Here is a 24,922-nt window from a genome sequence, read left to right as displayed (position 1 = left end):
GAAGGAGTTACCGACGTGACCACCACCACGCCCGTCGCCGCCCCCGCGCCCACCGGCGAACCGCCCCTCGCCCCGCCGCCCCGGCGCGGCTCCCGCCGGCGCGGCCCGGGCCTGCTCTTCGTCCTGCCCTTCGCGGTCCCCTTCGTGCTCTTCCTGGTGTGGCCCGTGATCCAGGGCATCTGGATGAGTCTCACCGACAGTTCCCTCGCGCTGCGCGACACCTCGTTCGTCGGGTTCGACAACTACGCCGAGGCATTCGGCGACCCGGACGTCTGGAGCAGTCTCGGCAACACCGTTCTCTTCACCGCTCTCTCCAGCATCCCCCTGGTGCTGGTCGCCCTGGTCATGGCGCTCCTGGTGCACAGCGGACTGGCCGGCCAGTGGGTGTGGCGGCTGTCCTTCTTCGTGCCGTACCTGCTGCCGGTGACCGTCGTGACCCTCATCTGGACGTGGCTCTACCAGCCGGACATCGGCCTCGGCAACGAGCTGCTCAGGACGCTCGGCTTCGAACCGGTCGGCTGGCTGTCCGACGAGGCCGTCGCGATGTGGTCGGTGGCCGCCCTCACCGTGTGGTGGACGGTCGGCTTCAACTTCCTGCTCTACCTCGCCGCTCTGCAGTCCCTGCCGACGACGTACGACGAGGCCGCCGCCCTCGACGGCGCCGGCGCATGGCGGCGTCTGTGGTCCGTCACCCTCCCGCAGCTGCGCAGGACCACCGTCCTGGTCTCGATGCTCCAGATCCTCGCCTCGCTGAAGGTGTTCGACCAGATCTACATCCTCACCAAGGGCGGCCCCAACGGCTCGACCCGCCCGATCCTCGAGTACGTCTACGACGTCGGCTTCACCGGTTACCGGCTGGGTTACGCCTCCGCCGTCTCCTACGTCTTCTTCGCGCTCGTGATCGTCGTCTCGCTCGCGCAGCTCCGTCTCTTCCGCCAGGAGGACTGACCGATGTCCACCACCGCTACCACCGTGCGGACCCGGCGCCGCCCGACCGGGGACCCGTCCGGATCCCCTCTGCTCCTCGGCCACGGCCGGCTGCCGCGCGTCCTGGCCGGCACCGCGCTCACCGTGCTGGCGGCCGTCTGGCTGCTGCCGTTCCTCTGGGCGGTGGCCACCTCTCTCCAGAGTGAGCAGGACGTGTCCAAGCCGGGGCTGTCCCCCTTCAAGGGCGCCTTCACCCTGTCCGCGTACGAGCAGATCCTCGAACGCGGCAACGTGGTCCTCTGGGCGGCGAACAGCTTCCTGGTGGCCGGGCTGGTCACACTGATCACCGTCGCAATCTCCACGCTGGCCGCCTACGGCTTCTCGCGCGGGACCTTCCGCGGCCGCCGTGGACTGATGGCCGTGACCGTCGCGGCCGTCATGGTCCCACCGCAGCTGCTCGTCGTGCCCCTGTTCGAGCAGATGCTGATGTTCGACCTGGTGGACACCTACGCGGCGATGATCCTGCCCCAGGTCGTGGCGCCCATGATGGTCTTCATCCTGAAGCGGTTCTTCGACGGCATACCCCGGGAGCTGGAGGACGCGGCCCGGCTCGACGGCGCGTCCGAGGTGCGAGTCTTCCGGTCGGTCGTGCTGCCGCTCTCCCGGCCGATCGTCGCGGCCGTCTCGATCTTCGTGTTCATCGGCGCGTGGAACAACTTCCTGTGGCCGTTCATCGTCATCAACGATCCCGATCTGATGACGCTCCCGGTGGGGCTGGCCACCGTCAAGGACGCCTTCGGGATCCAGTACGCCCAGGCCATGGCATCGGCCCTGCTGGCGGCGCTGCCGCTGGTCGTGGTGTTCCTGCTCTTCCAGCGCCGCATCGTCAGCTCGGTCGCCACGACCGGGCTCGGCGGGTCCTGATCCGCACCCCGCACTCCCCTTCCTCCGTACCACCCCGGGGCCGGCCGTCCGCCGGTCCGACGACTCACTGGAGCATGCGTGCCCACTCACTCCGTACCCCGCCCGGAGTACCCGCGACCGCAGTTCGTCCGTCGCGACTGGCTCAACCTGAACGGACTCTGGCAGTTCGAGACCGACCGAGGCGACAGCGGTCTCGAACGTGGTCTCCTCACCCGTGAACTGGGCGGGGAGATCCTCGTCCCCTTCCCGCCGGAGTCCGAGCTGTCAGGGATCGGCGACACCGACTTCCTGGAGGCCGTCTGGTACCGACGGGTCATCCCGCTGCCGGCCGCGTGGGCGGGGCGCCGGGTCCTGCTGCACTTCGGGGCCGTCGACCACGACACGACCGTCTGGGCGAACGGCACCGAGGTCGCACGTCATCGCGGCGGCTTCACCCCGTTCTCCGCCGACCTCGGTGACATCGCCGGTTCCGGGGAGGAGGTGGTCGTGACCGTCCGCGCCCGCGACCCACGCTCGGGCCCGCAGGCCCGTGGCAAGCAAGCGGTCAAGTACGCCAACCACGACTGCAACTACACGCGCGTGACCGGTATCTGGCAGACCGTCTGGCTGGAGCCCGTACACGAGGTGCACCTGAGGCGGCCACGCATCACCCCGGACCTGGCCGGTTCCGCCTTCCACCTGGAACTCCCGCTGTCCGGCAACCTGCCGGGCCACCGGGTGCGGGCCGTCCTGAGCGACGGGGACGGCGAGGTGTGCCGCGCCGAGGCACGCGCCGACCTCGACCTCGCGCCCCGCCTCCCCCTGCCGGTCCCGGAGGAGCGGCGGCGCGAGTGGGGTCCGGGCGATCCGCACCTGTACGATCTCCGGCTCGAACTCATCGACGAGCGGGGCGAGGTGATCGACTCGGTGGAGAGTTACGCCGGGCTGCGCGCCGTCGGAGTGCGGGGCAAGGCGGTCACTCTCAACGGAAGCCCGCTCTTCCAGCGGCTCGTCCTCGACCAGGGCTGGTATCCGGACGGGCTGATGACCGCGCCGACCGACGAGGCGCTGGTCCGCGACATCGAGCTCGCGATGGAAGCGGGCTTCAACGGGGCGCGGCTCCACCAGAAGGTCTTCGAGGAGCGCTTCCTGTACCACGCGGACCGCCTCGGCTATCTGGTCTGGGGCGAGTTCGGCGACTGGGGCTGCGAGACGGGCGGTTCGTCGGGGAACAACCAGCAGCCCGACGCCTCCTACGTCAGCCAGTGGCTCGAAGCCGTGGAGCGCGACTACTCCCACCCCTCGATCGTCGGCTGGTGCCCGCTCAACGAGACGTACCAGAAGCTGCACGACCGCATCACCGGGCTCGACGACGTCACCCGGGCCATGTTCCTCGCCACCAAGGCGCTGGACACCACCCGCCCCGTGATCGACGCGTCCGGCTACGCCCACCGGGTCGCGGAGACCGATGTCTACGACGCCCACAACTACGAGCAGGACCCGGAGACCTTCCGGCAGCTGATGGCCGGCCTTGCCAAGGGTGAGCCGTTCGTCAACGCCTACGAGAACGGGGCCGCCTACTCCCAGCCCTACCGGGGGCAGCCGTACTTCGTCAGCGAGTTCGGCGGCATCTGGTGGAACCCGGAGGCCGCGGCCGAGCTGTCCGGCGAGGACCGCACCGTCTCCTGGGGTTACGGCGAGCGGGTGCGCAACGAGGAGGAGTTCCACGAGCGCTTCAGCGGCCTCACCGGCGTGCTGCTGCGGGACCCCGCGATGTTCGGCTACTGCTACACGCAGCTGACCGACGTCTTCCAGGAGGAGAACGGGGTCTACCGCTTCGACCGCTCCGCCAAACTCGATGTGGAGCGCATCCGGGAGGCCCAGTCACGCCCCGCCGCCATCGAGGAGCAGGGCGGCCGCTGACGCCGGCCTTCGCCCTCGCGGAGGGGTTCACCGCGAGGGCGAAGGAGGGGCCGGCCCACGGCCGTGACCCGGGTCAGGAGTCCCGTCCTCCGAACTGCCAGTTGTGCACCTCGACGCCCGCGTACCCTTCCGGGGTCAGGACGCCGCGTGCCGTGTCCGGATCCGGTGCCCGGACGAGCGCCGCCGTGCCCAGCCAGGTGTCACCGTCGTCGGACAGCAGCGGCCCGTAGGCGATCAGCTCGTCCCGGCCGGACGGCACGGCGAGGTCCACGGCCTGCCCGGCGCCGAGCCCGAGCACCAGGTACCGGTTGCCGCCGTCCGGTCCGCCGGGGTAGTCCCACATCGTGCGTCCCAGCGCGTTGCGCCAGCGTCGCAGCAGCACGTCCCGGTAGACGCCGGCCTGGTAGTTCGGTTCGTCGAAGGCGAACGCACGGGCAGCGGCGGGACCGGGCAGGTCGAGTATGTGCACGCTGCCCGTGGGTGTGTCGCCGTCGTCGGCGAGTGTCGGGCCCCGGGCGATCATCTCCTTGGCGTACCGGTCCATGTACGACCAGTGCTCTTCCAGCAGGTCTTCGCGCAGCGCCGAGGAGCCGGGCCGGTCGCGGTGGTAGCAGAGGAACTCCATGCCCCGATGATCTCCTGCAGGAGGTGCCCGGGTCGAGGCTGCGCCACAAGGAGCAGGCACCGTCGTCGGTGCGGCGACGCCGCAGCGGCACACCGCACACTCGAACTATGGTGAAGCACCGGACCACGGACGACGAGGGGGACGCCATCGACACCGCCGAGACGGGCCGGCACCCGCTGGACCCCGCCAGCGTCCTGAACGCGAAGAACACCCTCTTCGAGCTCCTCGGCCGTGCGGGTGTGTTCCGGGGCGAGGCCGAAGAGCTGATCGCGCTCGTGGAGGCCGGTGCGGTCGCGGACGCGCACAGCGAGGCCGGCAAGGCAGCGGGGGCCCCGGCCGCGCACGGGGAGCTGTACGCCACCGGCTGGCACGACGGCGCCCGGGCCGTCGGCGAGGAACTCGCCCGCGTCGCCGAGCGCGCCCTCGAGCGTGCCATCGGTCCGGCTGTGTCCGGCTCGGCGGACGGCGCCGTGCGGGGCCACCACCCCGTGGGGAGGGTGGACGTGGAGCGTGCGAGAGTCGCCGTGACGCCGCTCTACCTCGCGTTCAGCACCACCTCGGACCTCGACCCCGAGGTGTCGGACGAGGTCCTCACCGCGGTGCTCGGCACCATGAGCGTCGTGGGACGGGTCGGGTACGCCGGACAGCTGGAGCGGTTCACCGGGACCCACCGGCAGCGGCTGGAACGGTTGTACGCACGGTACGGGCCGGGCAGCCACATCGCCGTCCACGGCCGCTACTCCCTCCTCCACTCCCCCACGAGCATCGCCGTACTCGAACGCCTCACCGGTTCACCGGTGGCGCTCCGGGCGGAATGGGAGCACGCGGAACTCCCGCCGGCGTGGCTCGAAGGACTCGCGACCGCCTGGGGCGCGTCGGAGGCCCCGGCCGACTGAGACGGGGCACCCGCGTGGTCCGCAGGTGCCCCGCTGTTCCGTCCGGACGAAAGCCGCTAGCTCAGCGGTTCGATGCGGATGTCACGGAACCGCACCTTGTTCCCGTGGTCCTGGAGACGGATCGCCCCGGCCGAGGGGCCCTCCGGCGCACCCGCACCGGTCGGTCCGTCGATCGCGACGTCGTCGTGGACCTTCTTGCCGTTCCACACCACCGTGACGCGCGCGTCGACGGTCTTGCGGCCGCTGTCGTCGAAGCGCGCCGCGCGGAAGGTGATGTCGTACTTCTGCCAGGTCTCCGGGGCGGTGGCCGCGTTGACGTCGGGCGCCCGCTTCTCGTAGATCGCCCCGGCCTCGTTCGTGGCGGGGGTGGTGTCGCCGTACGAGTCGAGGATCTGCAGCTCGTACCGGTCCTGGAGGTAGATCCCGCTGTTGCCCCGGTCCTGGCCCGTCACGTCGTCCGGCAGCAGCGGCACCCGGAACTCCAGGCTCAGTCTGAAGTCCTGGTAGGCGTCCTTGGTGCGGATGTCACCGCAGCACACCTCCATGGACCGCTCGGCGGCCTGGGGCCATTCGACGGTCCTGCCGTCCGTGTGCTGCCACTGCGCCTGGGAGGCAGTCGTCCCGTCGAAGAGGTCGACGGGGGCTCCGTGGGGGCGGACGGTGATCAGGTCCAGGTTGACATGACCGGTGTCACCTGGGTCGAAGCGGTACGAGACGGTGTTCGGCCCCGCGTGCAGGCGGACCCGCTCGGTCCGCGTCGACCAGGCGTCCCAGGTGCCGGTGGAGGGGAGTTCCGTCTGTCTCAGCTTCTTCCCGTTGACGTAGAGGGAGAGGGACTTGGTGCCCTGGAAGGGGTTGGGGCCGTTGGAGTAGCGCAGGTTCACGTCGTAGTCGCCGACCTTGGGGGCTGTCACGTCGAAGGTCGTGGCGGCCTGGCCCTCGGTGGCGTAGCGGTCGACGAACCCGCTGCCCGAGTAGCCGGTGTGGTCGGTGTGGATGCCTGCCGTGCCGGTGAGCCGCGCCTCCTCGGCCTCGTACAGCGTGGCCGGCGGGGGCTGCTTCCCCGGCATGGCGTTGAGCGTGTACCAGGCCTCCGTGCTCCACAGGGTCTCACCGGACTCGGAGGCGAAGGGGCGCGGGGAGCGGAGGTGTACGACGCGGTCGGGCTTGAGCCCGTCGAGGCGGAGCCGCACGGTGCGGCTGTCCTCGGAGAGGGTCGCCGAGCTCACGGCGAGCTCCTCCTCGGCGATCTTCGGGCCGCCGTAGTCGGATGTGGGCGTGTAGCGCCACTGTTCCGCCTGGTAGCGGGACGTCAGCTCCGCCGCGGTGGCCTCGGACAGGGGCTGGGTGTACTCCAGGTCGAAGCCGCCGGGTACGGCACGCATCTCCTTGATGTCGAAGGTGTTGCCCCCGTTCGGTGTGAGTTTCTGCAGACCGAACTTGAGCTTCCCTTCCTGGCCCCAGTTGCCGTCGGCTCCGAGCCCGCCCGCGTATACGGCGCCGTCGGGCCCCATCGTGATGCGGTTGACGCCGGCTTCGAGCCCCTGCGTGTAGCGGAAGACGGCACCCTGGTACTGGCCCTTCACCTTCTCCAGGTAGCCGCGCTGCAGCCCGCCGTAGGTGACGTCGCCGAACAGCATCTGACCGGCGAAGCGGCCCTTCGTGAGATACAGCGGGGTGCTGGGAGAGTTGGCGATCTCGTTCTGCGGCAGCCAGAGGACCGGCGCGGTGACGGGCTTGTTGTCGAACGTGCCCGTCGGCTGGGTGTAGTGGTTGAAGAAGCGGTCCTGCTTGATCTGGACGAGCTTCGACGCGGGCAGCCAGCCGCCCTGGTTGTCCATGGCGAAGAGGGACTTGCCGGGGCCCCAGCCGATGCCGTTCGGGGTCCGCAGACCGCCGGCGATCGCGTGGATCTTCCCCGTCTTCTTGCTGATCTTGTACGTCGTGCCGCGGCCCTTCGCCGGCTGCGGGGTGGTGGTCGCGCCGCCGTAGTTGATGGCGACGGACAGGTTCACGTAGAAGTAGCCGTCACGGTAGAGCAGTCCGAACGCGAACTCGTGGAAGTTCCCGCCGTACGGCCAGGTGGCGACCGTGCGGTACTCGTCGGTGACGAAGTCCTTGTCGGTGTCGACGAGTTGCGTCAGCTCGTGCTTCTGCGAGACGTACAGGGAACCGTCGACGTACTTGATGCCCATCGGCTCGCGCAGTCCCTCGGCGACCTTCTTCACCGTCACCTTGTCGCGACTGGTGTCACCGGTGACGTTGTCGAGGAGGTACACCTCGCCGGTCACGTTCTCGGAGCCGCCCCAGGTGGAGAGCGCCAGACGGCCGTCGGGCAGCCAGTCCATCCCGGTGACCTGCGGTTCGAAGCCGTCCGGGCGCAGATCGGTGAGGTCGAGGTCGGGGCGCACATCGGTGAGCGGCAGGCCGTCACCGGGGCTGTCCGCACCCGATTCGCACTCCTTGCGGCCCGGCGCGGTGACCCGGACGACTCCGGCGTCGGTGCTCAGGGACTCGCTCGGGATCACGCCGAAGTCGTCCGCGCCCGGCGGCTTCCACGCGAGGGTCAGCTGCTGCTCGCCGCCGCGCTCGAAGTAGTCGACACGGAACGGGTGCGAACCGGCGGTGAGCTGGGCGGCTCCGTCCTTGGGCTCGGCGCCGTGCAGACCGTCGTGGTCGATGATCTCCCGGTCGTCGATGGTCAGCCGGGAGCCGTCGTCGCTGTTGAGCCGGAAGGAGTACGTCCCGTCGGCCGGGACGACCAGGTAGCCGGACGCCTCCGCCACGAAGTTGTCGGTGAAGCCGCCGAAGTGGTCGGTCGTGGACCAGTCCACGGTGGGCATCAGTTTGTCGTGGTTGGGCGTCTGGCCCGGTTTGAGCGTGCACAGCTTGCTGAGCGGCACCTGGGTGTCGAAGACGCGCAGGGTGACACCGGGTTCCTGGGGCGGGATGTCGTCGGGCGCGGCGGCGGCCGGGTGGCCGGCCCAGACACCTCCCGCGAGGAAGGCGCCGACGAGCAGGGTGGTGAGCCGTCTTCGGGCACGTGACAACAGCCGTGGATGCATCGGTCCTCCAGCAGGGGGTGGCACTCCGGTCGGGCTGTACTGATCCGGGCATTAGCACTACGCCTACGGTGGCGCCGCCACGCTAGGGGACTTCTGCCGGGGAAGTCCATACTTTGTCATCTACGAGTTCAAAGTCCGGCCGCTGCCTCCGGGGCCGCTGCTGATGCCACCTCAGATGCTTTCTGCGGAAGGGGTCATGGCTTGCCGGCCTGCGTACGCGGCAGCCTCGTGGCCCCTGCCGCGGCGAGCAGGCAGAAGCCGAGCACCCACCAGAAGGTGTCGGCGAACGCCGAGGAGATGTCCGGGCCACGGGCGGAGAGCCGGCTCTGCAGGACCACGGCGAGAGCGGCGGTGCCCACCGAACCTCCCACGGTGTTCAGCAGGTTGAGCGCGCCGGACGCCCGGGGCAGCTGCTCCGGCTCGATCCGGCTGTAGACGATGTTCATGACCGGCGCTCCGACCATCGCCATCCCGAGTCCGCGTACGGCGAGCGCGGTGGCGATCACGGCGTCCGGGATGCCGTGGCCGAGCTGGGTGAACGGAACGGTGCCCACGAGGATCAGTACGATGCCGGTCACCACCAGGGTCCGCGGCGCGACCTTGTCGATGGTGCGGTTGACCAGGACCGAACCTGCGGCCGCGCCCAGTCCCTGGGGGGCCAGGAGCAGCCCGGCCTCCCATGCCGAGAGGCCGCGGCCGGTCTGGAAGTAGAGCGGCAGCAGGAACATCGTGCCGAAGACCGAAGCGCCCAGCACCACCAGCGCGAGGGCGGCCGCGCCGAAGGGCGGCCGGGCGAAGAGCCGGGGGTCGACCAGCGGTGTGGCGCGGGTGCGCAGCCCGTGCACGGTGAAGCCGGCCAGCATCGCGAGCCCGGCGGTCACTCCGACCGTGGCCGGGAGGGTGTGGCCGTTGGCCACCTCGGTGAGCCCGTACACCAGCACGGCCAGGCCGGGCGAGAGCAGCGCGGCGCCCCGGAGGTCGAACGGCGTCCGCTGTGGCGACGGGGGCACCGTGGGCACGTGACGGCGGGCGAGCAGGGCGGCGACCACACCGATCGGCAGGTTGACCAGGAACAGCCACGGCCAGGGCGCCACACTGAGGATGGAACCGCCGGCGAGGGGGCCGAAGACCGGGGAGAGCAGCGGGACGACCGCGACGACGCTGATCACCCGGCCGGTGCGGTTCGGTCCCGCGACGCGGGCCAGCAGCGCCTGCCCGGTCGCGGGCAGCAGCCCGCCGCCCAAACCCTGGATCACCCGGAAGACAATCAGGCTGGTCGCCGACCAGGCCAGCGCGCACAGGAGCGAGCCGAGCAGGAAGACGCCCACGGCGGCGAGCCAGGTCCGCTTGCCCCCGAACCGGCCGGCCAGCCATCCGGAGGCGGGCACGGCGGCCACCACCGCCAGGAGGTAGGCCGTGCTGACCCACTGGATCTCCGCCACCGACGCGCCGAACTCCTCGGTCAGGGCGTCGATTCCGACACTGACGATCGTGGCGTCCAGCGTGGCCATGAAGGTGCCCAGCACGAGGATGAACGCGACCCGCAGCAGCTGCCGGTCCACCCGCTCGGCCGGAGGCGCGACGTCCTTGCTCATCGGTCCTCCAGGAGATCGAGCACATCGGCGTCGAGGTGCTTCTCCAGGTTGCGGAGCAGGTCGAGCAGCTCCTCCGCCAGCCCGTCGACGTCCACCCCCGACCGGTGGGCGAGCACGCCGGTCCAGCCGTCGCCGTCCGGCATGACCGTCAGGGTCGCCGGGTGGTGAGTGGCCTCGCGGAAGCGGGTCCCGACGACCGTGAGCCCCGGGGCGGGCTCGCGGAGGCGTTCCGGGTCGACGGGGTAGTTCTCGAACACCACCATGCTGTCGAACAGCCGGTTCCGTCCGGTCAGCCGTTCCAGGTCGGAGAGGGCGACGTGCTGGTGCTCCACCAGGGCCCGCTGCCGGTTCTGGAGATCGGACAGCGTATCGGCGAGTGTTCCGGCGAGCCGTGCCCGTACGGGGACGGTGTTGGCCAGCAGCCCGATGATCTCCTCGACACCGTCCAGCTCCGGGGGACGGCAGGCGACCATGGCCCCGAAGCAGACGTCCGTCCGGCCGGAGCGCCTGGCGAGCAGGACCGACCACGCGCCCTGGACCAGCGTGTTGCGTGTCAGACCGCGCCCTGCGGCGAGGCGGCTGAGATCCGCCACCAGGGCGGCGTCGAAGTCGATGACCTCGGGTGCCTGCCATGCCGGGCCAGGCACGCCGCCGCCCAGGTGGTCGCCCTCGGGCAGGCCGTCCAGCTCGGCCTCCCAGGCCGCGAGGTCGGGCTCGTGGTCGGCGCACCAGCTCAGGTAGTCGGCGAACGGTACGGGAGCGGGCAGCTCCGGGGCCACGCCTCGGACGCGCGTCGTGTAGAGGGCGAACAGCTCCATGAGGATGCGGGGTGCCGACCAGCCGTCGGAGAGGACGTGGTGGGTGGTCAGGACCAGGTCGGAGCGGTCGGGGCCGCGCCTGATCACGGTCAGGCGCACCAGCGGGCCCGCCGTGAGGTCGAAGGGCTCGGCGAGGTCCGAGGCCAGTACCTCCTCGGCCGGCTCGTCGGTCACCCGGAAGTCCGGCCTGGGGGACAGAGGGATCACCGCCAGGGCGGCGGGGAACACGGCGCCGAGGTTCGGGTGGCGGGCCAGCAGTTCGTCACCCGCGGCGCGCAGGGCATCGGTGTCGAGCGGGCCGGCGAGGGAGAACGCCGACTGCACGGTGTACGGGTCGGGGCGCTCGGTGCGCGAGTGCCGCAGCATCACCTCCTGCAGAGGGGTGAGCGGCTGTATGCCGGCGACCGTACGACCGGGGCCGAGCGCCTTGATCTCCGGCGCGGCCGCGGTGCTCAGGAGCGCGCTCCGCAGGTGTTCTCCCAGGTCCTCGATCTCGGCGGCGGTGAACAGCGCGGCCGGCCAGGTGATCCGTACGCCCAGAGCGTCGTCGCGTACGAGGGCGTTGACCATCAGGCTGTGCGGAAGGGGCATGGCGTCGGAGCCGCCCGAGCCGAGCGGATCGGCGTCCGGGGGTGCCTGCCACGGCGTCTCGTCCGCCGGGGCGCCGGGGTACCGGCCGAGGTAGGTCCAGGCGACCTCCGGTTCCACGGGGTCCAGCAGGCCCGCCGCGGTGAGAATGCCGTGGCCGAGGCCGTCGCCCTGTGCGCGCAGCCGCTCCCTGACGGCCTTGATGTCGTCGTCCGCGTCGAGCAGCACGGGGTGGACGGCGGTGAACCAGCCGACGGTCTGGGACAGGTCGGCCTCACGGGGGCGGCCGTGGCTCTCCAGCGCGACCAGGAGCCTGCCCGTCCCGCGCCAGTCCCGTACGGCCCGGGCGAGCGCCGTCAGCAGCACGGCGTCCGGGGTGGTGCGGTAGGCGGCGGGCAGGGTCGTGACCAGGGCGCGCGTCGCTTCGGCGTCGAGCCGGATCTCGTGGTGCGTCGCCGTGGCCACGGTGTCCCGGGCGGGGACGAGCGGTCCGGTGAGTGCCTGGGTGGCGCTCATCCGCCGCCAGTGCGGCAGTTCGGCGCGCCGGTCGGCGTCGTGCAGTGCACGCGCCCAGCCGAGGAAGGACTCGCCGTGCCGTGCCGGGGTTCCACCGGAGTAGGCGTGTTCCACGTCGTCCAGCAGGACGCGCCAGGACACACCGTCGACGACCAGGTGGTGGGCGATCAGGACGAGCCGGCCGGGCCTGGCCGGCCCGGCGTCCACCCACACCGCGCGCAGCAGCGGACCGGTGCGCGGGTCCATCGCGCCCCGTGCCGCCTCGGTCCCTGAGTCGGAGGCGGCGCGCAGGTCGTCCCCCGCCGTCACTCGGGTCAGCACGTCGGCTCCGGTGACCGTGCCGACGGGCGGGATGCGCAGCACGTCCCCGGCCAGGCGGGCGCGCAGCACGTCGTGCCGGGCCAGGATCGTGTCCAGCACGCCCTGCCAGGCCGTCTCGTCGCCGCCGGGCGGGACGCAGATCTCCACCCACTGGCAGAAGCCGTCCGCGGCGGCCCCCGCACGGCGCAGGAGGTCACGCATGACCGGGGTCAGCGGGGCGTCGCCGACCGCGGGTGCGTCGCCGGCGTCGAGGTCGCGGGCCCGCGCCGCGATGCCGGCGACGGTCTCCCCCTCGAACACGTCGCGCGCGGCGAGTCCGAGCCCTTGGCGCCGGGCGCGGGAGACCACTTGCAGGGCGACGATGCTGTCTCCGCCGACGGCGAAAAAGTCGTCGTCGAGGCCGACCTCGTCGGTGTCCAGGACGTCCCGGAACACGGCGAGGAGCAGTGCCTCGGCCTCGGTGGCGGGTTCACGCCTGGCGGCGGACGTGATCTCGGGGGCCGGCAGCGCCGAGGTGTCGAGCTTGCCGCTGGGGCTCAGCGGCAGCCGGCTGATCGGCACGAGCGCCGTGGGCACCATGTGGTCGGGCAGCTCCCCGGCCAGGTACTCGCGCAGCCGCGCGGTGTCGAGGTCGGCGTCGTCGGTGGGGATGACGTAGCCGACGAGCCTGCCCTCCCGCACGATCACAGCACAGGCGCGGACATCGGGATGACCGGTGAGGGTGGTCTCGATCTCGCCCAGTTCGACGCGGAAGCCGCGGATCTTGACCTGGTGGTCGGCGCGACCGAGGAAGACCAGCTGGCCGTCCGGCCGCCACCGCACCAGGTCGCCCGTGCGGTAGATCCGCTCCCCGGGCGGGCCGAACGGGGAGGCCACGAACGTCGCGGCGGTCAGGCCGGGACGGCCGAGGTAGCCGCGCGCCAGGCTCGGCCCGCCGAGGTACAGCTCGCCCGTCACGCCGACGCCGACCGGCTGGAGCCCGCCGTCGAGGACGTAGGCGCGGACGTCGGGGTCCGGGCGCCCGATCGGCAGCGGCCCGGTGTCCTGCGGGTCGTACCGCCACGTCGTGGAGTTGATCGTGACCTCGGTCGGCCCGTAGGCGTTGAAGAGGGCCCTGCGGCCCTCGCCCCAGCGCCGCGCGAGCTCGGGGTCGAGGCGTTCGGCGCCGACGACGAAGAACACGTCGGGATCGACGGTGCGGTCGTCGGGCATCGCGGCGAGGAACGACGGGAGGAGGTTCACCCCCGTGACCCGGTGCTCCACGATGTAGTCGAGGAGTTCGTCGCCGGGGACGCGCACCTCCTCGGGCGCGATCACGGACGTGCCGCCCGAGAGCAGGGGCACCATGGTCTGCCAGAACGCGACGTCGAAGCTGGTCGACGCGAAGTGCAGGTACCGGTCGTGCTCGGTGACGCCGACGACCTCCTCCTGGAGCGCGATCAGGTCGGGCACACCCCGGTGGGTCACACCTACGCCCTTGGGGCGCCCGGTGGTGCCGGAGGTGTAGATGACGTAGGCGAGCGCGTCGTCGGTGAGCGCGGCGCGTGCCCCGGCCGGGTCGGTCTCCGGCGCCGTCGCGAGCGTGGCCGGGTCGTCGAGCCGCAGCACCGGGATCTCGCGGGCGACGGGCAGTTCGGCGCCGGTCGTCACGACGGCGGCCGGTGTGATGTCGTCGAACATGTAGGCCAGCCGCTCGCGCGGGTAGCTCGCGTCCATCGGTACGTACACGGCGCCGGCCTTGGCCACGCCGAACAGCGCCACGGTCATCTCGATGTCGCGTCCGAGCAGGACCGCCACCGGGTCCTGGGGCCGTACGCCGCTCGCGATCAGCGCGTGGGCGAGCCTGTTGGCCCGCGCGTCCAGTTCCGCGTAGCTGAGGCTGCGGTCGCGGCAGACCAGTGCCTCGGCGTCCGGCTTGCGGTCCACCCAGGCGGCGAACTCGTCCAGCCAGTGGCCGCGGGCCCTGGCGGCGGTGACCTCGGTTCCGGTGCGGAGCATCCGCGCCCGCTCGTCGGTGTCGAGCGCGGGCAGCCGGATCGCGGGCCGCGCCGGGTCGTCGACGATCTCCCGCAGGAGGTTGCGCAGCCAGCGGCCGTAGTCGCGTACGGCCGACGCCTCGAAGGCGCGTGGCTGGTAACCGAGGCCGATGCTGATCTCGTCGTCGGGGATCACGATGACGGTCAGCGCGTAGTGCGTGGCGTCGGTGATGTCCACCCCGGCGAGGTCGAGGCCGGGGGCGAGGGGGGTGCGCTTCCGGCTGGACAGCGGGAAGTTCTCCATCACGAGCATCGTGTCGAACAGTTCGCCGATGCCGGTGGCCCGCTGGATCTCGGGCAGACCGATGTGGTGGTGCTCGGCCAGGGCGACGCTCTCGGTGTGCACCTGAGCCATGAGCTGACGTGCCGTCATGTCCCGGCTGTGCCGGACGCGTACGGGGATCGTGGTGCCGAGCTGGCCGATCATCGACTCGATTCCGTCGACCTCGGCCGGCCGTCCGGAGACCGGGCAGCCGAACACGACGTCGAGCCGTCCGGTGAGCCTGCCCAGCAGCAGTCCCCACGCGGTCTGGAGGACGGTGGTCAGGGTCACGCCCTCGTCGCGGGCGAACGCGCGCAGCCGGTCGCTGAACTCGCGGCCCAGCCCGACGGTCTCGCGGCCCGGCCGCTCGATGGCGGTCCCGGTGCGCGCGGGTGCCAGCCTGGTCGCGTCGTCGACGCCGGCCAGGGCGTCCCGCCATGCGGCGAGCGACGCGTCCCGGTCCCGGCCCGCCAGCCACCGGAAGTACTCCGACAGCGGCTGGCCGGCGGGAGCGGCGGGCCCGCCGCCGAGCTCGGCGTAGATGGCGAGGAGGCTCCGGCCGACGAGCGGCATCGACCAGCCGTCGAGCAGGGAGTGGTGGTTGGTGATCACCAGCTTGTGCTCGGCGGGTCCGACACGGGACAGCAGGAAGCGGATCAGCGGCGGCCTGCCCGGGTCGAACGGGCGCTCCAGATCGGCGCGCGCGGCCTCGGGGAAGCGGTCGTCCTGCCGCCAGTCCAGGGTGACGTCGGCGGGGATAACCTGCACCACGTCGTCGCCGGCCGTGCCCAGGTACACGCGCAGTGCGGGGTGCCGGCGCAGCAGTTCGCGCGCGGCCTCGGCCATCCGGTCCGGGATCAGGTCGCCGGCCAGGGTGGTCACGGCCTGGACGACGTAGACGTCGGTGTCGTCCTCGTCGCGGACCAGGGTGTGGAAGGACAGCCCGACCTGGAGCGGTGTGGCGGGCAGTACGTCGGCGATGCGGCCGGTGCGTTCGAGGGCGTCGATGGCCGCCTGGTCGAGGTGGACCAGGGGGAGGTCGGACGGGGTGAGACCGCCCCGGGTGTGGAGCGCGTGCTCGGTCAGTGTGTCCAGGGCCGCGGCCCAGGCCGTCTGCAGGGCCGCCACGGCGTCGGTGCCGAGCACTTCGGTCGCCGCGGTCCACTCGACGGCGAGCCGGGGCGCGTCTCCCTCGTGGACGAAGCAGTTGAGGGCCAGGACCTGTTCCAGGGCCTTGGCGCCGGGCTCGATCACGGAGAAGGCGTCGTGTTCCGGCAGACGCCATCCGGCCGCGGACAGCGGGGCGAACCGGCCGAGATAGTTCAGCAGGACGTCCGGGGGCGGGGTGGCCGAGAGCTCGGGCCCGGCCACCGGGTCGAGGTGGCGCAGGACGCCGTATCCGATGCCGGCGTCGGGGACGTGGCGCCTGGCCTCCTTGGCGGCGCGCAGGGCACGGCCGGCGTCGTCGGAGGCGGGCACGCGCACCGGGTACTCGCTGGTGAACCAGCCGACCGTGCGGGAGAGGTCGAGGTGTTCGCGGCCGTGGCCCTCCATGGAGACCGTGATGTCGTCGCCGGACAGGCCCCAGCGTCGCAGGGCGAGCACGAGGGCCGCCAGCAGCACCTCGTCCACTCCGGCACGGTAGGCCGCGGGCAGCGTCGTCAGCAGTGCCTCGGTGGCCTCGGGTGAGGCCACGGTGACCGAGCGGTGGGCGGTCGACACCGTGTCGCGCGCCGGGTCCAGCGGCCGGGCGCCCAGCCGGGACGCGGTCGCGAGCGCCTGTCGCCAGTGGTCGAGTTCGCCCCGTCGCGCGCCGGCCGCGCCCTGTTCGGCGAGGAGCAGGGAGTGCCGCCGCCATGACGCACCGACCGGGTCGAGGGCGCCGCCCGTGCACGCCGTGTGCAGGTCGGGCAGGAGGACGCGCCAGGAGACGCCGTCCATGGCGAGGTGGTGCACGACGACGACGAGGCGGTCCGCGTTGTCGTCGCCGGTGCGGAGCAGGGCCGCGCGCAGGAGATCGCCCGTCCTGGGGTCGAGTTCGCCCGCCAGCCGCCGGGCCAGGGCGGCCGTGTCCTCGCCGCGCACCTCGTCCACGACGGCCCGTACGGTGCCCCGGGGCAGCACCTCCAGGCCGTCGGCCACCCGGAGCCGCAGGGCGTCGTGGTGGTCGAGCACGGTCTGTACGCCGGTGACCAGGGCGACGCGGTCCAGCTCGTCGACGCTCAGGGCGGTCCACTGGGCGTAACCGGCGACGACGTCCACATCGGGATGCGGGTCGAGCAGGCCCCGTACGATCGGCGGCGCGGGCACGGCTCCGGCCGGGTCGTCCACCGGCTCGGGGACGTCCTGCAGCAGCTCGGCGGAGGCGGCCAGGGCGGCGAAGCTGCGGCGCGCCAGCAGGTCGCGCGGACGCAGCCCGAGGCCCACGGCCCGCAGCCTGCTGCTGACGGTGATCGCGGTGATGCTGTCGCCACCGAGGGCGAAGAAGTCGTCGTCCACACCGACCCGTTCGACGTCGAGCGCGTCGGCGAGCACGGCGCAGAGCAGGCGCTCCTGCTCGGTGCCCGGTTCCCGTCCGCCTCCTGCGGCTGCGGGCGCGGGCAGGGCGGCGCGGTCGAGTTTGCCGTTGGGCGTAACGGGCAGTCCGGCGAGGACCACCACGGCCGCGGGCACCATGTGGTCGGGCAGCCGCCCGGCGAGGTGCGCACGCACCTCGTCCCCGGTGACCGAGGCCGAGACCACGTAACCGACCAGCCGGGACGAGAGCACCCTGGCGGCGGCAGCCGTGACCCCGGGCACCGCCGCGAGGGCCGCTTCGACCTCACCGGTCTCCACCCGGTGTCCGCGGATCTTGACCTGTCCGTCGCCCCTGCCCCCGTAGGCGAGCCCCCGGCCGGGCACCCATCGGGCCAGGTCGCCGGTGCGGTACATCCGCTCCCCCGGCGCGCCGTACGGATCGGCGACGAAGCGGTCGGCGGTGGCTCCCGGCCGGCCGAGATAGCCGCGGGCCAGGTGCGGTCCTGCCAGGTACAGCTCGCCCGTCGTGCCGTAGGGGACGGGTTGCAGCGCACTGTCCAGCACATAGGTCCGGGTGCCGGCGAGCGGGTGGCCGATCGTCGGCTCCCCGTCGTCGATCCTGGCGGTGGTGCTGTCGACGGTGGCCTCGGTCGGGCCGTAGATGTTGCGCGCGTTCGTCCCCGATCCGGCGATCCTCCGCCAGAGCGCGGGCGGGGTGGCTTCCCCGCCGAGGACGAGCAGCGTCGGCCGCAGCTCCAGCAGACCGCCCTCGATCAGCGGCGCGGCCATCGACGGCGTGGTGTCGACGATGTCGATGCCGTCGCGGGTGTACGCGGCGAGCAGGGCGTCGGCGTCGCGGATCGTCTCGGCGTCGTAGACGTGCAGTTCGTGGCCGCACAGCAGCCACACCAGGTGGTCGAACGCGGAGTCGAAGGCGAACGAGTAGGTGTGGGCGACGCGCAGCCGCCTGCCCGCGGCCCGCTCGGCCTCCGCGACGACGGTGGACCGCTGGTGGTGCAGCAGCGCGGCCAGACCGCCGACGCGGCCGAGCACGCCCTTGGGACGTCCGGTGGACCCGGAGGTGTGGATCACGTAGGCGAGGTGCTCGGGGTGGCGGGGCGCGGCCAGTTCGCCGGCCGCCAGGGGCGCGCCCGACAGGCCGGCGGCCTCGGTGAGCAGCGTGTCCCATGCAAGCCCCTCGGTCGCGCCGGAGGTCACCACGAGTGCGGGGCGGGTGTCGTCGATCAGATCCCGCAGTCGTTCGGGCGGGTACGCGGCGTCCAGAGGCAGGAACGCGGCGCCGGCGTCCAGCACGGCCAGCAGCGCGACGACCGAGTCGGCGGAGCGTGGCAGCGCGAGCGCCACGACGTCGTCGGCCCCGATCCCGCGGGCCCGCAGCGCGCGGGCCAGCCGGTGCACCCGGTCCGCGAGGTCCGCCGCGGACAGCCGCTCCTCACCGCAGACCAGGGCTGTGAGCCCTGGGCCGGCGGCGGCCATCGCGTCGAACGCGGTGGGTACGTCGAGGGGGGTGCCGGGCAGCGGGGGCGGGCACCAGGCCTCCATCAGCCCGTCCAGGTCGCCGGTCATGGCGATCCGCCCGACGGGCCTGCGGTCGACGAGCCCGGTCAGCAGGGTGCGCAGACCGGCCAGCAGACTGTCCACGGCTGCCTGGTCGTTGGTCCGTGCGTCGACCTCGAAGCCGAGCAGCAGCCCGCCGTCCCGGGTCGGCAGGACGCTGAGGCCCATATCCTCCGGCGGGCCTCCCGCGACGTTGCGCATCACACCGCCGGCCCCGGCGAAGTCGATCGCCAGGTCGAACGCCTTGAGGTTGATCCCGCGTCCGTGCAGCAGGGCGCCGGCGCCGGGCACTCCGAGGTCCTGCGGAAGGTCCTCGCCCCGGTACCGCTGGTGGTCGCGCATCTCGCGCATCGCGGAGGCCACCCGCCGGCTCAGGTCGCCGAGTCCGTCGCCGCCGCGCACGGTGACCCGCAGCGGCAGCACGTTGACGGCCATGGCGGGCGTACGCAGTTCGACGGAGCCGGCCCGGCACATCAGCGGCAGCGCGAACACGACGTCCGTGCGCGCCAGCATGCGGTGCAGGAAGGCGGCGTACCCGGCGATCAGCGCCTCGCCCCAGGTGACGCCCTCGGCATCGGCGAACGCCCGCAGCCGGGCCGTCTCCTCGGAGGTGAGGACGGTACGGGCGGTGAGGGTACGGCCGGGTGCGCCGACGGCGGCGTCGGGGCCGTCGAGGGAGCCGAGTTCGGGCAGCGGGGTGAACCGCTCGACCCAGTACGCCCGGTCCTCGGCGAACCGGTCGCTCTCCCGGTAGGCCTGGTCGGCGGCGACGAGCGCGGCGAAGCTGCCGAAGGTGCACCTGGCCGGCTCACTCCCCCGCACCAGGGCGGTGTAGCGGGCGCCGGTGCGGCGGGCGAGCATCGCGGCGGTGTAGCCGTCGAAGACCAGGTGGTGGCCGAGCTGGGTGTACCAGACCTCCCGGTCGGAGAGCCGGATGACGGTACGTGAGTACAGCGGCCGGTCCACCATCCCCCGGCACTGCTCCGCCGTCCGCGCCCGCTCGGCGTCGACCAGCGCCTGGGCGGCGGCCACGGGATCGGCCGCTCCCCTGACGTCGATCACCTCGGGGGGATCGACCGGCTCCTCGCTGACCGCCTGGCGGGGCCCCTGGGGGGTGTCGTACACCCGGAGCCGCAGCGTCTCGGCCTCTTCGGTGGTCGCCCGGACCGCCTCTGCCAGCGCCTGGACGTCGACCGGCTCGCCGCCGGATATCTCCACGACGTCACCGACCACGTAGTACGGCGAGTCCGGCTCCAGACGCTGCGCGTTCCAGATGCCCAACTGAGCGCGGGTCAGGGGGAGGAGGCCGCCGGAGGAGACGCTTGCGGTGCTCAACTTACTCTCCTTGAAGTGTGGGGACGACCATCGGTGTGCCGGTCACGGGGTCGGGGACGATGACACTCGGCAGGTCGAATACGTCCTTCATGAGGGCGGCGTCCACGATGTCTCCGGGGACGCCCTCGGCGACGACCCTGCCGTCCCTCATCGCGACCAGGTGGTCGGCGAAGCGGCACGCCTGGTTGATGTCGTGCAGGACGGCGATGACGGTGCGGCCCTCGTCGCGCAGCCGGGCCAGCAGGCCGAGCAGCTGGTACTGGTGGGTGATGTCGAGGAACGACGTCGGTTCGTCGAGCAGCAGGTACGGCGTCCGCTGGGCCAGCACCATGGCGATCCACACCCGCTGCCGCTGCCCCCCGGACAGTTCCTGCACCGGCCGGCCGGCGAGGTCCTCGACCCCGGCGGCGGCCATCGCCCCGGTGACGGCCTCCTCGTCGTCCGGCGACCACAGGGCCAGCAGCGACTGGTGCGGGAACCGTCCCCGGCTGACGAGCTGCCGGACCTTGATGTCGTCGGGGGCGAGCGGGTCCTGCGGCAGGAAGCCGAGTTGTTTGGCCAGTGCCTTGGGCGCGTACCCGCCGACCTCGCGGCCGTCGAGTTCCACGTGCCCGGCCTCCGGGCGCAGCAGCCGCACCAGGGCGCGCAGCAGGGTCGATTTGCCACAGGCGTTGGGGCCCACGACGGCGGTGAACGCGCCGTCCGGGACGTCGAGGCTCAGCCGTGTGGACACGACCCGGTCTCCGTAGCGCAGGGTGATGTCCCGCGCGGTCAGGCGTGCGGTCACGCGCGCCTCACCTCCTTGGTCAGCAGCCAGATCAGATAGCAACCGCCGATCGCGGTGCTCACCACTCCCACGGGCAGCGCGACGGGCGCCAGCAGCATCTGGGCGAGCAGATCGGCGCCTTGGAGCAGAACCGCCCCGGTCAGCGCGGCCGGGAGCAGTGGCACACCGGCCGCACCGGCGAGCCTGCGGCCGATCTGCGGGGCGGCCAGGGCGATGAACGCGATGGGTCCGGCCACCGCGGTCACCGTGGCCGTGCAGCCGACGCCGACCAGCACCATCAGCAGCCGCAGCCGGTTGAGTCCGACCCCGGTGGTCGCCGCGACCGCGTCGCCGAGGGATGCCTGGTGCATGGCGTGCGCCCGCGTGGTCATCAGGATCAGCAGTACGGCGATCACCGCGAACGGGATCTGTACGTCGCCCCATCCGACGCCGTTGAGCGAGCCCGCGCTCCAGCCGACGGCGGCGATCGCCACCTCCAGCTCGGCACGCAGCACGATCCACGAGTTGACCGCGGTCACCATCGCGTTGACCGCGATGCCGATCACCACCAACCGGAGTCCGGAGAAACCGCGTTGGTAGGCCAGCAGGTAGATCGCCGCAGCGACGAGCAGTCCGCCGAGCACGGATCCCGAGGCCAGTTGCACGGACGTGCCCGAGAGCACGGTGATGGCGACGAGGGCGCCGGTGTAGGCCCCGGCGTCGAGGCCGATGACGTCCGGGCTGCCCATCGGGTTGCGGGTGAGGTTCTGGAAGAGCGCTCCGGCCACACCGAGTGCGGCGCCGAAGACGAGCCCGGCCAGCACCCGTGGGAGCCGCCAGTCCGAGATCACCACGGAGTGCTCCGCGCCGGTCAGCACGGCGAACACCTTGGCCGGGGAGGCCCAGGAGGCGCCGTAGCAGAGCCCGAGCAGCCCGAGGCCCAGCATCAGGGCGGCCATGACCAGCACAAGTACGGTCGTACGCCGTTCGATTCTCAGTCCGAGTGTCTTCACAGCGACCCCGCCCCGTAGCGCCGGACGGCCCAGATCAGCATGGGGCCGCCGAGGAACGCGGTCACGATGCCCACCGGCACCTCGCCGGTCGGGAGCAGCAGCCGGGAGCCGATGTCGGCGACCAGCAGCAGGACGGGGCCCACCACCATCGAGTAGAGGATCAGCCAGGGCACCGAGCCGGCGGCCGGCTTGCGTACCAGGTGCGGCACGATCAGTCCGACGAACAGGATCGGTCCTGCCACCGCGGTCGCCGCCGCGCAGAGCACGGTGATCAGGACCAGCGCGGTGGCCCGCAGCCGCCCGACGCCCGCGCCCAGGGTGTGTGCCACGTTCTCGCCCAGCGCCAGCGCGTTGAGCGCCCTGCTCAGCAGCAGCGCACCGCACAGACACACCACGATCGCGGTCGAGGGGAGTGCCAGCGGGGCCTGTTCGCGGGCCGCCAGCGATCCGACCGACCAGAACCTGTACAGGTCGAAGACGTCGGGGAGCATCAGCCGCAGGCCGAGCGCGACACCGCTCAGCACGGCCGTCAGGGCGACTCCGGTGAGTACCAGACGGAGCGGGGAGCGGCGCCCCACGGCGGCCACCAGCAGCGCGGCGAGCACGGATCCGGTGACGGCGAAGCCGAGCTGGCCCGCCTGCCCGGCGGCCAGCCCGAGCGCCGAGCCGACGGTGATGGCGAACCCGGCACCCGCGGTGACCCCGAGGATGCCGGGCTCGGCCAGCGGATTGCGGGCCAGCGTCTGGATCAGCGCGCCCGACACCGCGAGGGCGGCGCCCACCGCGACGGCGAGCAGCGCGCGGGGGGCCCGGACGTCACGCACGATCACGTGGTCGTCGGTGCCCTGGTAGTCCAGCAGCGCGCGGACGACCTCGGCCGGCGGGACCGGGCGGGCTCCGATGCCCATGCTGAGTACGGCGACCACCGCCAGCAGCACCAGTCCCCCGACGAGCAGGCCGGTCTGCGGCAGGGCGGCCCTCGTCCTCACCGCCGGTCCCGACGCGCGACCCGCGGCGGTCACGACTTCAGCAGCGGAGCGAACGACGTGTCGATCGCGTCCAGGGTGTTCATGGCCGACCCGTACGTCGCGGCCTCGGTGTAGCGGAGCGGGAAGGTCTTGCCGGCCTTGACGGCGGGCAGGTTCTTCCACAGCTTGGAGTCGAGGACGTACTGGACCGCTTCGGAGACGGTGCCGTCGGCGTTGACGGAGTACGTGATGGCGTCGGCCTCGGCGAGCGACGCCGGAAGCTCCTCGAGGGAGGGGTACTCGCTGACCGCGCTCGATCCCTTGCCGGGCTTCTTGACCTTGCCGTAGTACGTCGCGCCGATGTCCTGGGCGACGTTCGTCCCCCATGAACCGCCGAACTCCCGGTGGAAGTTGCCCTTGGCCACCTCGCCGTACGCTCCGACGTGGCCCAGCTTGAGCTGGGGCAGCACGTCCTTGTACTTCGTCGCCAGCTCTGCGGCCTTGGCCTCGTACGCCTTCTGTCCGGCGTCGAACTTCTCCAGGGCGCCGGCCGCGTCGGCCTGCTTGCGGGACAGGTCACGCCAGGCGGACGGCAGGGTCGGGCCGATGGCCACGACGGGAGCGATGGTCTCCAGCCGCTTGACGTCGATGTCGCCGAGCACGGGGGCGGGCACACCGATGACGATCAGGTCGGGCTCGGCCTCGGCGATGGCCTCGTAGTTGGTCTCGGCCGCCTGCTCACCCGCCACCTTGGTGAGCTTCTTGTACTCGGCGAGGTCCTCCTTGCTCATCATCGGCTCGCCGCGCTTCCACGACGAGATCCCGACGAGCGGCGCGTCGGCCTCGATCAGGGCGGGCACGGCGTAACCGGTGGCCACCACACGCTTCGGGTCCGCCGGGATGGTGATCTTCCCGTTGTCCGCGGCGAACACCCGGGTCCTGGCCTCCCCCGACGCGTCCGACCCGCCCTCGCCGTCGGACCCGCACCCGGCCAGGATCAGGGCCAGCGACACGGCGCCGACGAGGCCGGAGGTTCTGCGTATGGACATGCGATGCTCCTCGAAAATTAGGTAAGGCTTACCTTAGTTCAAAAATTCTCATCAAGACACCCGGGAGCGGCATCAGATCCGCCTCCTGACCTGCCCGTCGGTCAGTGGTCGTCCTCGTCGAAGTCCGCGACCCCGCGCTTCCAGTAACCGGTGATGTCGTGGTCGGCCCTGTCCAGACCCAACTCGTCGCGGACCCAGCGGCGCAGGGGTTTGATCTGCCCGGCCTCGCCCGCGACCCACACGTACACCCGCTCACCCTCGGGTACGGTCACCGAGGTCACCGCCCGCACGAACGCCTCGTCGGCTTCCGCCGGCCCGCCGTCGCGGTGCAGCCAGGTCACCTCGACACCATCGGGCGAGGAGAGCTCGATCTCCTGTGCGGCGTCGTGGACTTCGACGAAGGCCCAGCCCCTCGCACTCCCGGGCAGCTCCTCCAGCCGGCGCGCGATCGCCGGCAGGGCCGTGATGTCGCCCGCGAGCAGGTAACGGTCGTAGGAGTTCGGGACGATCAGCCCGCCGGGCGGGCCCGCGAGATGCATGACGGCGCCGGGCCGGGCCTCACGCGCCCAGTCGGAGGCGAGGCCACCCTCGTGGAGCGCGATGTCGATGTCGATCTCGCCGGAGACCGGGTCGTAACGCCGCACCGTGTACTGACGCGAGCGGAGCGCCGACCCCGCCCAGCGCAGCATCGTCCCGTTCCGCTCCGGCAGTCGCAGGGTTCCGTCCTCATCCGGGAAGAGCATCTTCACGTGCTCGTCCGGCGCGTGGGCCTCGAACCCCTCGGTGCCCTGCCCGCCGAGGGTCACCCGCAGCAGGCCGGCCCCGACCATGGCGGTCCGTACGACCTCGGTCTCCCGGACACCGATCGGGTAACCCACCTTCTCGGCATGGAGACCCGCACGGACTTCGGCGATCCGGTCCAGGTGACGGCTCCGGTGGTCGGCCAGGCTCATGCGGCGCCACCCGTCAGGAGCTCCGTCCAGTGCCCCAGTTCGGGCTGCTCGGCCAGGTCGGGGTACTCCAGCGCATCCGCACCCGCTCCGCGCCAGCGCTCGATCAGGACCATGGTCCGCACCGAGTCGAGCCCCAGGTCGTTCAGGTTGTCGTCGAGCTCGATCTCGGCGGGGTCGCAGCCGATCAGTTCCGCGACGTCGGCGCGAACGCGCTCGGGCGTCAAGGTGTGCTGGTTCATGGGATGACTCCTGAGGGGATGGACACCGG

The 24,922-nt window shown here is 72.0% G+C and carries 14 protein-coding genes; 4 read left to right on the top strand and 10 right to left on the bottom strand.

The features are described 5' to 3' along the window. The first annotated feature begins 15 nt into the window (after positions 1 to 15). The 3 genes from AB0P41_RS12160 (at position 16) to AB0P41_RS12150 (ending at position 3,753) form a co-directional block, all read left to right on the top strand. Positions 16 to 948 (top strand): sugar ABC transporter permease, encoded by a 933-nt coding sequence (locus AB0P41_RS12160; RefSeq protein WP_356707179.1) that lies wholly within the window; start codon positions 16 to 18, stop codon positions 946 to 948. A 3-nt stretch (positions 949 to 951) separates the two neighbouring features. Continuing rightward, entirely contained in the window at positions 952 to 1,851 is a 900-nt protein-coding gene (locus tag AB0P41_RS12155; RefSeq protein ID WP_356707180.1) for a carbohydrate ABC transporter permease, read from the top strand. Between the two features lie 78 nt (positions 1,852 to 1,929). Next, entirely contained in the window at positions 1,930 to 3,753 is a 1,824-nt protein-coding gene (locus tag AB0P41_RS12150; RefSeq protein ID WP_365931636.1) for a sugar-binding domain-containing protein, read from the top strand. 73 nt (positions 3,754 to 3,826) lie between these two features. On the opposite strand, the gene AB0P41_RS12145 is transcribed toward AB0P41_RS12150, so the two are convergent. Beyond that, a complete protein-coding gene (locus tag AB0P41_RS12145; protein ID WP_365931634.1) occupies positions 3,827 to 4,378 on the bottom strand; it encodes a YciI family protein in 552 nt (183 codons plus the stop codon). 107 nt (positions 4,379 to 4,485) lie between these two features. Here AB0P41_RS12145 and AB0P41_RS12140 point away from each other — a divergent pair, with 107 nt between their 5' ends. Continuing rightward, positions 4,486 to 5,274, top strand: coding sequence for a hypothetical protein (locus tag AB0P41_RS12140; RefSeq protein WP_365931632.1), 789 nt, complete (start codon positions 4,486 to 4,488; stop codon positions 5,272 to 5,274). A gap of 56 nt (positions 5,275 to 5,330) precedes the next feature. Here AB0P41_RS12140 and AB0P41_RS12135 read toward each other — a convergent pair whose 3' ends face one another. The 9 genes from AB0P41_RS12135 to AB0P41_RS12095 form a co-directional block, all read right to left on the bottom strand. Further along, positions 5,331 to 8,339, bottom strand: coding sequence for a family 16 glycoside hydrolase (locus tag AB0P41_RS12135; RefSeq protein WP_365931631.1), 3,009 nt, complete (start codon positions 8,337 to 8,339; stop codon positions 5,331 to 5,333). A gap of 194 nt (positions 8,340 to 8,533) precedes the next feature. Beyond that, complete coding sequence (locus tag AB0P41_RS12130) at positions 8,534 to 9,934, bottom strand: MDR family MFS transporter (protein ID WP_365931629.1); 1,401 nt, start codon at positions 9,932 to 9,934, stop codon at positions 8,534 to 8,536. Continuing rightward, positions 9,931 to 19,905, bottom strand: coding sequence for an amino acid adenylation domain-containing protein (locus tag AB0P41_RS12125; RefSeq protein WP_365931628.1), 9,975 nt, complete (start codon positions 19,903 to 19,905; stop codon positions 9,931 to 9,933). Before AB0P41_RS12125 ends, AB0P41_RS12130 begins: the two co-directional genes overlap by 4 nt. Before the next feature lies 1 nt (position 19,906). Continuing rightward, positions 19,907 to 20,692: an ABC transporter ATP-binding protein gene (locus AB0P41_RS12120; protein ID WP_356707187.1), complete on the bottom strand. Its 786-nt coding sequence runs from the start codon at positions 20,690 to 20,692 to the stop codon at positions 19,907 to 19,909. Then, a complete protein-coding gene (locus AB0P41_RS12115) occupies positions 20,689 to 21,630 on the bottom strand; it encodes an iron chelate uptake ABC transporter family permease subunit (RefSeq protein ID WP_356707277.1) in 942 nt (313 codons plus the stop codon). Before AB0P41_RS12115 ends, AB0P41_RS12120 begins: the two co-directional genes overlap by 4 nt. 50 nt (positions 21,631 to 21,680) lie before the next feature. Continuing rightward, positions 21,681 to 22,706: an iron chelate uptake ABC transporter family permease subunit gene (locus AB0P41_RS12110; RefSeq protein WP_365931626.1), complete on the bottom strand. Its 1,026-nt coding sequence runs from the start codon at positions 22,704 to 22,706 to the stop codon at positions 21,681 to 21,683. After that, complete coding sequence (locus tag AB0P41_RS12105) at positions 22,703 to 23,701, bottom strand: ABC transporter substrate-binding protein (RefSeq protein WP_365931624.1); 999 nt, start codon at positions 23,699 to 23,701, stop codon at positions 22,703 to 22,705. Before AB0P41_RS12105 ends, AB0P41_RS12110 begins: the two co-directional genes overlap by 4 nt. Positions 23,702 to 23,802: 101 nt before the next feature. Further along, positions 23,803 to 24,654 (bottom strand): siderophore-interacting protein, encoded by an 852-nt coding sequence (locus tag AB0P41_RS12100; protein WP_365931622.1) that lies wholly within the window; start codon positions 24,652 to 24,654, stop codon positions 23,803 to 23,805. Further along, a complete protein-coding gene (locus tag AB0P41_RS12095; RefSeq protein WP_356707191.1) occupies positions 24,651 to 24,893 on the bottom strand; it encodes a phosphopantetheine-binding protein in 243 nt (80 codons plus the stop codon). Before AB0P41_RS12095 ends, AB0P41_RS12100 begins: the two co-directional genes overlap by 4 nt. Between the last annotated feature and the right edge of the window lie 29 nt (positions 24,894 to 24,922).

Origin of the sequence: Streptomyces sp. NPDC079167 (assembly GCF_040686735.1) — a bacterium.
Lineage (GTDB): Bacteria > Actinomycetota > Actinomycetes > Streptomycetales > Streptomycetaceae > Streptomyces.
Note: the sequence above shows the minus strand (reverse complement) of the source record. Positions and strands in the feature narration are given on the sequence as shown.

Bases quoted from the DNA above. Each gene is read 5' to 3' on its own strand.
- AB0P41_RS12155 (WP_356707180.1), top strand. From the start codon at position 952: ATGTCCACCACCGCTACCACCGTGCGGACCCGGCGCCGCCCGACCGGG.
- AB0P41_RS12145 (WP_365931634.1), bottom strand. From the start codon at position 4,378: ATGGAGTTCCTCTGCTACCACCGCGACCGGCCCGGCTCCTCGGCGCTG.
- AB0P41_RS12140 (WP_365931632.1), top strand. From the start codon at position 4,486: ATGGTGAAGCACCGGACCACGGACGACGAGGGGGACGCCATCGACACC.
- AB0P41_RS12135 (WP_365931631.1), bottom strand. From the start codon at position 8,339: ATGCATCCACGGCTGTTGTCACGTGCCCGAAGACGGCTCACCACCCTG.
- AB0P41_RS12130 (WP_365931629.1), bottom strand. From the start codon at position 9,934: ATGAGCAAGGACGTCGCGCCTCCGGCCGAGCGGGTGGACCGGCAGCTG.
- AB0P41_RS12115 (WP_356707277.1), bottom strand. From the start codon at position 21,630: ATGGCCGCCCTGATGCTGGGCCTCGGGCTGCTCGGGCTCTGCTACGGC.
- AB0P41_RS12105 (WP_365931624.1), bottom strand. From the start codon at position 23,701: ATGTCCATACGCAGAACCTCCGGCCTCGTCGGCGCCGTGTCGCTGGCC.
- AB0P41_RS12100 (WP_365931622.1), bottom strand. From the start codon at position 24,654: ATGAGCCTGGCCGACCACCGGAGCCGTCACCTGGACCGGATCGCCGAA.
- AB0P41_RS12095 (WP_356707191.1), bottom strand. From the start codon at position 24,893: ATGAACCAGCACACCTTGACGCCCGAGCGCGTTCGCGCCGACGTCGCG.